This is a genomic window from Neptunomonas sp. ABH4_499 (genome assembly GCF_056160565.1).
This window is the reverse complement of sequence record NZ_JBSWXK010000051.1, coordinates 1-342: the sequence shown is the minus strand read 5'-3', so window position 1 is coordinate 342 and position 342 is coordinate 1. Positions and strand designations below refer to the sequence as shown.

Sequence of the window (342 nt, the reverse complement as noted above, 5' to 3'; positions counted from 1 at the left end):
GTATTTGATCGGGTTATTGGAAAGAAGAGAAATGAACGCACAGAGCCTGAGTTTGGTCCGTGCGTAAAGGGTGTTTTTCAGGGACGACTATCTGCTCTGGACTCCATTTGTACGATAAACATAGTTCAACAAACGTAACCGTAAGCTCACACAGCTTCGACTTGGCGGACTCCTTACGGCGCTTGAGTGCCAAAGCGTGCGCTTTTTGCGGTATGTAGTCACGAGAAGGCATACTGTTGCGACGGACTTCGCGGCTAACGGTGGCATGGTTTAGCCCCATCTTTCTGGCAATCTCTCGAAAGCTTAAGTTCTCGCTTAGATAGGCTGAAATCTGGTATCTTT

The 342-nt window shown here is 48.0% G+C and carries 1 protein-coding gene; it reads right to left on the bottom strand.

Annotated elements, in window-relative coordinates; translation table 11 throughout:
• Positions 1-13: 13 nt before the first annotated feature.
• Positions 14-342: helix-turn-helix domain-containing protein (locus ACXAF9_RS18200; RefSeq protein ID WP_475076855.1), on the bottom strand; the 329-nt coding region annotated here is incomplete at its 5' end.